Raw genomic sequence first — 6,422 nt, 5'->3', positions numbered from 1 at the left:
GATGACGCGCGGTGCTGCAGGCGGAACCGCCGGTGGCACTGCCGCCGGCCGTACCACCGTCACTGCCGCCGGCCGGAAGAAATAGGACGCCATGACCCTCAGCACCTCCCACCGCCAGCCCCTCGCGGACGAAATCACCGCCAAACTCCGGGAAATGATCCACTCCGGCGAGTGGCCCCTGCACCAGCGGATCCCCGCCGAGCCCGAGCTGATGGCCGGTCTTGGCGTCTCGCGCGGCACGCTCCGGGAAGCCATCAAGGCGCTGGCTCACGGCGGGATGCTGGAAGTCCGCCGCGGCGACGGAACCTATGTCCGGGCCACCAGCGAGATGTCCGGCGCCGCCCGGCGGATGTACCAGGACCATACGGAGGAGCACATCCTCGAAGTCAGGCTGGGGCTGGACACCACGGCAGCGCGCCTTGCCGCCCGCAATGCCACGGCCGACGACGTCACCTCCCTGCGTGCCGCACTCGCCGCCCGCGACGTTGCCTGGAATGCGGAGGACTACGAGGGTTGGGCGCGTGCGGACTGGGAATTCCACGAGCGCGTTGCCCAGGCCTCCGCCAATCCCCTGCTGCATGAGCTGTACGTCAGTTTCGGCGGCGTTTTCCATCAGGAGCTGTTGAAGCAGCAGCGCCGGGGCAGGCTGGACGGCCTCACCTACGAGGGCCATGGCGAGCTGGTTGAGGCGATCGAGGCCCGCGACGCCGACGCCGCCGTGGCCAGTGTCAACCGCAACCTGAATTCCTGCGCGGAGTGGCTGCGCGCCTAGCACGTTTGGCCGTCAGCGGGCCTGCTACATAGGCTGTCCGTGGGTATGTCTCCCCATCGCGGAGGTGGTTGCCCATCGGTTAGCCTCGCTGGTGAGAGCTTCAACAAAACAGAATTCCAGGGGGAACCGCATGGCCGGAATCTATGGCGCCGACGTCGCCCAATTGCGTTCACTGGCCAAGGATTTCCAGCGCGCTTCGCAAACCATGCAGACCCAGGGCCAGAACCTCACCAAGCTCGTCAACGGCACGACTGCCTGGACCGGCCAGGACAGCCAAAAGTTCCGGCAGGATTGGAACGGCTCACACCGCACAACACTTCTGGCTGCAGCCCGGCTCCTGGAACAGGGATCAAAGCACCTGCAGGCCAATGCCGAAGAGCAGGACAGGGCCAGCAGCGGCACCGGCCGATTACGGGAGTCATGGCGCTGCGCCGCCTGAGCCAGCGCGTGGTCATCGCCGAATTAACGAAGGCGCGGAACGAAAAAGTCTGGCTGTACACATACGTCCATGACGAAACAGCCCTGCAGGAACTGGTGGACAGCTCGGGCAGCCACGCATTCAGCATCTGCCGTACCGTGGACGCCGCCGAGGCCATCATGGAACTGGCCAATGCAGCCAGAGTCGATTCCGCCGACGGTCCTGCCGAGACGCTCACGCAAGAACAGTTCGAGGCAAAGGCAGTCCGGGAGTTCGCGGACGTGCGGGGCGTCACCACCGTAACGGGCATGAGCAGCGTGCATGATGTTGCCGACCACTTCACGCTCTATACGGCCAGCGAAGCCCTGTTCGGCCTCGAGGCGTCGGAGCAGGACGGCGTGGCCCGGCTCCACGTTGCCCAGGTCAGCAGAACCACGGCATTGTCGAAGGTGTCCGCCGTCGTGTTCGGGGCCGGTGCCTGAGCCATGACCGAAACTGAAGCAGAAAAATACATTGCCCGCCTGGAAAATGGCGCTCCGGTCCAGATGGCCGGACCGGGAAAGGTACTGAGAGCCTTCGCCGTTGACGTCCTGGTGCTGGCCGCCGTTGCCGCCGCCGCGTACGTCATGACCGCCCGTAGCACGTTCAGCGAATCTGCCCCCGTCCTGGCAGCAATTGGCGGATGGATCGGCGGATCGCTGGTCTATGGGATGGCGTGTTTCGCGGGCCGCACCTTGGGTTGCCTGGCCGCGGGCAGCGCGTTTGTCCGTAATTCCGACGGCGGCTGGCCCGGTCCCTTCCGCATGGCCTGGGTGTGCTTTCAGCAGTACGTGCTGATCATCATCTGGATCTTCGGCATCATCGCTTCCGGTGGCGGCGGCACGTCCGGAAAAGCCAAAAAGGGCCGGATCTATCACCGGCATATCGACATTGAGGGCACCAAAAAGCTGGCCAGCGGATTTTAGGGTTCCGCGTCGGAGTCAGCGGGGTTTCGTTGCCCGGCAAGCCCATCAGTAGGCTTAGCATCTGACGTAGACAGTTAAGCCCTGCGTGCCCCGCCTCAAGGGTGCACGCCAATAAAGGAGCACCATGGCGCGAGCAGCCAACATGTCCGGGGATGAGCCTTCCGCGGCCTCTGACGCCGCAGTCGGAACCGGAAACCGCAAGCAGAAGCCACCAAACGCCCTGTGGGCCGATGGCCTGGGCCGGGTGGGGATCCGCTCCGCCCAGGTCCTGCTCATCCTGACAGTGGCGGTGGTCTCGGTCTACGCACTGATGCAGATCAAGCTGCTGGTCATCCCCATCCTGATCGCGCTGATTCTCGCCGCGGCCATCGGGCCCTTTGTGAACATGCTCCGGCGGCGCGGACTGCCGGGCGGCGCAGCAACCGCGGTGGCGTTTGTTGCCCTTCTCGTTGTCCTCGGCGCCGTGGGCACGGTCATCTACCTGTCCATCCGGAACCAGTGGGCTGAACTGGCCCAGCAGGCATCCGCCGGGCTCGACGAGCTGGAGCAGTTCCTGGTCAACGGCCCCATCCCCATTGACCCGGCCCAGCTGGACCAGGCCAGGGAGGGGATTATCCAGTTCGCCACCAGCAGCCAGGCCCGCTCCGGCGCCATCACCGGGTTGTCGGTGGTGACAGAGTTCCTGGCCGGGGCCGGCCTGATGGTGGTGATCCTGTTCTTCTTCCTCAAGGACGGCGCCAAAATCTGGAACTTCCTGCTCCGGCCGTTCAAGGGTGAACGCGAGGCGAAACTGCGCCGCGTGGGAAGCCGCACCCTGGAGGTCCTGGGCGGCTACGTCCGCGGCACCGCGATCGTCGCCCTGGTGGATGCCGTGGCGATCGGTGCAGCGCTGCTGATCCTTCAGGTACCCCTGGCGATCCCGCTGGCCATCATTGTGTTTATCACCGCGTTCATCCCGCTGGTGGGCGCCACGGTTGCCGGCATCCTGGCCGCACTGGTGGCGCTGGTGGCCAACGGCCCGGTGGTGGCGCTGATTGTGGTGGCCGTGGTGGTGGCCGTCAACCAGCTCGAAGGAGACCTGCTCCAGCCGATCGTGATGGGCAAGTCCCTGCAGCTCCACGCCCTGGTAATCCTCATGGCTTTGACCGCCGGAACCATCCTGGCCGGGATCATCGGCGCAGTATTGTCGGTCCCGCTCGCCGCTGTGGCCTGGGCCATCATCCAGGTATGGACGGCCGAGGACCCGAACCTCAAGGACATGAACCCGGACCTGCCGCCGGCCAACACGCAACCCATCTGACGCTTCGCCGGCACAACGCACGACGTCGGGCAGGCACCTGGGGTGCCCACCCGACGTCGTACTTTTCAAAAGCGCGCTAAAAGCAACGCGGGGTCACTCCCCGCCCGATCCAGTGCTTGAATTGGGCGCGGAGTGACCCCGCGTTGCTGGTTTTGCTGAGAGGTTAGGAGCGGAGCCCGGCGAAGACGTTCTTGGGCCGCTGCATCTCGCCGTGCTTGGCACCGAGGATGATCACAGCGCCGGCGAAAGCGGGGATCGCCCACTGCAGGATCTTGAGCTGCTGCTGCGCGGACTTCAGCTCATCCGAGGCGGCGGGACTGGGCTCGGTTGCGCCGACAGCACCCTGGTCCGCAAGCTTCTCCACCTTCTTGCCGAGGATGCCTGCGTACAGCGTCACCGCTGCGCCGGCCACGGTCACCGCCGTCTTGATGGCTGTGTCCCGCGCGACGCCGTCCTGCTTGGCGATCCGTTCCTTGTTCTCCCAGGCGATGGCAAGATCTGCCGCCAGGTGCGAGACGAACGCCGCCGTCTGGATGGGTGCCCACTTCATCCAGCCGGAACTCGAAAGCCTGGTGCGCTCCGCCGGGTCCTTGGCTTCCGCCGCCGCGCCGTTGAGCCCGATGGCTCCCATCAGCGATCCGCCAAACCACGCACCGGCCGTCAGGTCATGAATCGAACGGGCCAGAAGATTTCCTGCCATGATGTGTTTCCTTACGTTATTTCGGTTCCTGGATGCCGCTGGAGCGGTTTTCACTGCCGTGTCCCATTAAGGTCATGGTCAAGCCATCGTAAGCACACTTACTAATATTACGAAACCCCGACTTCCGCTGCGCTTACGCGTAATATCGTCGCCATGGAAAACACTGGGACTTTGTTCGGCTGGGCGTTCGGGGACCCCGCACGCCAGCGTGAGGATTCGTACATGGCAGGGCTCCAGAAAGAGGCGCTCCACAACGCCACAGAAACTGCCCGGGCCAAGGGAGTGGCGGTGGTGGAAGGCTCGGAAGCCTTCACCGCCCTGAGCGCCGAAGACACCCTGGTGGAGCTGGACCACGCACCGGGCAAGCTGGTGGTCCGCTGCACCGTCCATGTTGAGGGGCCGGGCGCCGGCAAGCTGCACGCCGAAGGACCCATGAACGGCTGACCATGTCCGATGCAGAATCAACCATCAGCGAGGCGGCGGACGCCGTCGAGGAAGCGTCGGACACCAAGGCGCTGGATGTTGTTGCGCGCTCCGGCTTCGCCGTGATGGCCCTGCTCCACATGATTGTTGGCGCCATTGCCATTGCCTTGGCTTTCGGGCAGCCCGGCCAGGCGGAAGCCACCGGAGCCATCGAACAGCTCGCCGCCAATCCGTGGGGGCCGGCCGTGCTGTGGTCCTGCGTGGTGGCCTGCGCCGGCCTGGCTCTGTGGCAACTCAGTGAGGCCACGCTCCGGGCCCGGCGGCTTCCCCGGACGAAACGGCTGGGAAAACTGATTTCGTCAGGCTTCCTTTTCCTCGCCTACGGCAGCGTGGGGCTCAGCTTTGCCGGCTTCGCCGTAGGACTCCGCGGGGACTCCGGCGACACCACGCGGGACTTCAGTACCGCCGTCCTCAATACGCCCGCGGGGGTGCCGCTGCTGGTCGCCGTGGGCCTGACCGTCATGGGCGTTGGGGTGTACTTCGTGGTGAAAGGGCTGCGGCGCGGGTTCAAGAAGGAGCTATCCAGGTTTGAGGGCAGGCGCCGCGGGAAGCTGGTGGACTCGCTGGGCGTCACCGGGCATGTGGCCAAGGGAATCGCACTGAACCTGGCCGGGCTGCTGTTCGTCATAGCCGCCGCCAAGCAGATGCCCGAGGAGTCCACCGGCCTGGACGGCAGCCTCAAGGCGCTCCGTGAGCACCCCTTCGGCCCGTACCTGCTGGTGGCGATCGGGGCCGGCTTCATCTGCTACGGAATATTCGCACTGGTCCGGGCCCGGTTCGGCCGGATGTAACACCGCTCAGCCACTACCAATGGAAGGAACGCCATGTCAACCGTGAGCCAACTGTTCAATTCCCCGGCGGAGGACGTCTGGAAGGTGATCGCTGACGGCTGGCTGTATTCGGGCTGGGTGGTGGGCGCCTCCCGGATCCGTGCCGTGGATGCGCACTGGCCGGAGGTCGGCTCACGGCTCCACCACTCAGTGGGCATCTGGCCACTGGTGATCAACGACAGCAGCCGCGTAGCCGCCGTCGAGCCCGGCCGCTCCCTGGAACTGGTGGCCCGGGGCTGGCCGCTGGGCGAAGCCAAAGTGGTCATCACGCTGGAAGACCGGGGAACGCAATGCCTGGTGACCATCAAGGAGGACGCCATCCGCGGGCCGGGGAAGCTGGTTCCCAAGGCGCTGCGCAGTCCGGTGATCGATGTGCGGAACCGCGAGACCCTGAACCGGCTCGAGCTGATGGCGGCCGGCGGCGCGGGGCATTAACGCAACGCGGGGTCACTCCGCGCCCAATAATTGAAGGTTATCGGGCGGAAAGTGACCCCGCGTTGGTTGTAGTCACCGGATGCCGGAAGTTGCCTAGGCCGCGTCCGGTGCGCCGAGCCAGGTCTTCCATCTTCCGGGGTAGCCGCCGGGCCGGGGGCCGAGCGCGCGCATGCGTTTCTTGTACCAGCGGTAGGTCCACACCATCCACGCAATGACGAGGACAAGCAGGACAGCGGTGATTACCAGGACGGAGTCTTTGGCCGAGTGATACTCGTAGTAGCCAGGCATTCCATAGGACAGCTCCCCGTTCATCAAGGGCGTCAGCAGCTCGATGAACCAGGTGAGGCAGTAGAAAAACGCACCCATCAAGGGCATCCCCGTCAGAAACACGAGTAATCCATAGCCCACCAGCAGTTTCTGGCACCTCTTGTCCCAAGCCGCGGCCTGTTCTTTCTGATCCAGCTCCAGTGCATGCGTCACCCGGTCCCCCAACCCAGTCGAAAACTCTGTGCACATCCT

The 6,422-nt window shown here is 65.0% G+C and carries 10 protein-coding genes; 8 read left to right on the top strand and 2 right to left on the bottom strand.

What is annotated here, in order from left to right; all coding sequences use genetic code 11:
- Positions 1-91 precede the first annotated feature (91 nt).
- From DBR22_RS11285 to DBR22_RS11265, 5 genes are all read left to right on the top strand, one after another.
- Positions 92-772 carry a FadR/GntR family transcriptional regulator gene (locus tag DBR22_RS11285; RefSeq protein ID WP_108599094.1) on the top strand — a complete coding sequence of 227 codons (681 nt, stop codon included), beginning with the start codon at positions 92-94 and terminating at the stop codon, positions 770-772.
- A 130-nt stretch (positions 773-902) separates the two neighbouring features.
- The gene (locus tag DBR22_RS11280; protein ID WP_108599093.1) at positions 903-1,211 is read left to right on the top strand and encodes a hypothetical protein; all 309 of its coding nucleotides are present in this window, start codon (positions 903-905) and stop codon (positions 1,209-1,211) included.
- On the top strand, positions 1,193-1,672 hold the full coding sequence (locus DBR22_RS11275; protein ID WP_108599092.1) for a hypothetical protein: 480 nt from the start codon (positions 1,193-1,195) through the stop codon (positions 1,670-1,672). The genes DBR22_RS11280 and DBR22_RS11275 overlap by 19 nt, the downstream gene beginning before the upstream one ends.
- Before the next feature lie 3 nt (positions 1,673-1,675).
- Positions 1,676-2,155 (top strand): hypothetical protein, encoded by a 480-nt coding sequence (locus DBR22_RS11270; RefSeq protein WP_108599091.1) that lies wholly within the window; start codon positions 1,676-1,678, stop codon positions 2,153-2,155.
- 124 nt (positions 2,156-2,279) lie between these two features.
- The gene (locus tag DBR22_RS11265; protein WP_108599090.1) at positions 2,280-3,455 is read left to right on the top strand and encodes an AI-2E family transporter; all 1,176 of its coding nucleotides are present in this window, start codon (positions 2,280-2,282) and stop codon (positions 3,453-3,455) included.
- Between the two features lie 163 nt (positions 3,456-3,618).
- Here the strand turns inward: DBR22_RS11265 and DBR22_RS11260 are convergent, their stop codons facing one another.
- The gene (locus tag DBR22_RS11260) at positions 3,619-4,155 is read right to left on the bottom strand and encodes a hypothetical protein (RefSeq protein WP_108599089.1); all 537 of its coding nucleotides are present in this window, start codon (positions 4,153-4,155) and stop codon (positions 3,619-3,621) included.
- A 153-nt stretch (positions 4,156-4,308) separates the two neighbouring features.
- Between DBR22_RS11260 and DBR22_RS11255 the strand changes: the two genes are divergently transcribed.
- Genes DBR22_RS11255 through DBR22_RS11245 form a run of 3 tightly spaced genes read left to right on the top strand, consistent with a single transcriptional unit; the run spans position 4,309 to position 5,903 of the window.
- A complete protein-coding gene (locus tag DBR22_RS11255) occupies positions 4,309-4,599 on the top strand; it encodes a hypothetical protein (protein ID WP_108599088.1) in 291 nt (96 codons plus the stop codon).
- A 2-nt stretch (positions 4,600-4,601) separates the two neighbouring features.
- A complete protein-coding gene (locus DBR22_RS11250) occupies positions 4,602-5,429 on the top strand; it encodes a DUF1206 domain-containing protein (RefSeq protein WP_108599087.1) in 828 nt (275 codons plus the stop codon).
- A 33-nt stretch (positions 5,430-5,462) separates the two neighbouring features.
- Positions 5,463-5,903 (top strand): SRPBCC family protein, encoded by a 441-nt coding sequence (locus tag DBR22_RS11245; RefSeq protein WP_108599086.1) that lies wholly within the window; start codon positions 5,463-5,465, stop codon positions 5,901-5,903.
- Between the two features lie 93 nt (positions 5,904-5,996).
- Here the strand turns inward: DBR22_RS11245 and DBR22_RS11240 are convergent.
- A partial coding sequence (locus tag DBR22_RS11240; protein WP_219928108.1) for a hypothetical protein occupies positions 5,997-6,422 on the bottom strand: 426 nt, incomplete at its 5' end.

The sequence above is a fragment of the Arthrobacter sp. HMWF013 genome (assembly GCF_003061105.1).
Taxonomy (GTDB): domain Bacteria; phylum Actinomycetota; class Actinomycetes; order Actinomycetales; family Micrococcaceae; genus Arthrobacter.
Note: the sequence above shows the minus strand (reverse complement) of the source record. Positions and strands in the feature narration are given on the sequence as shown.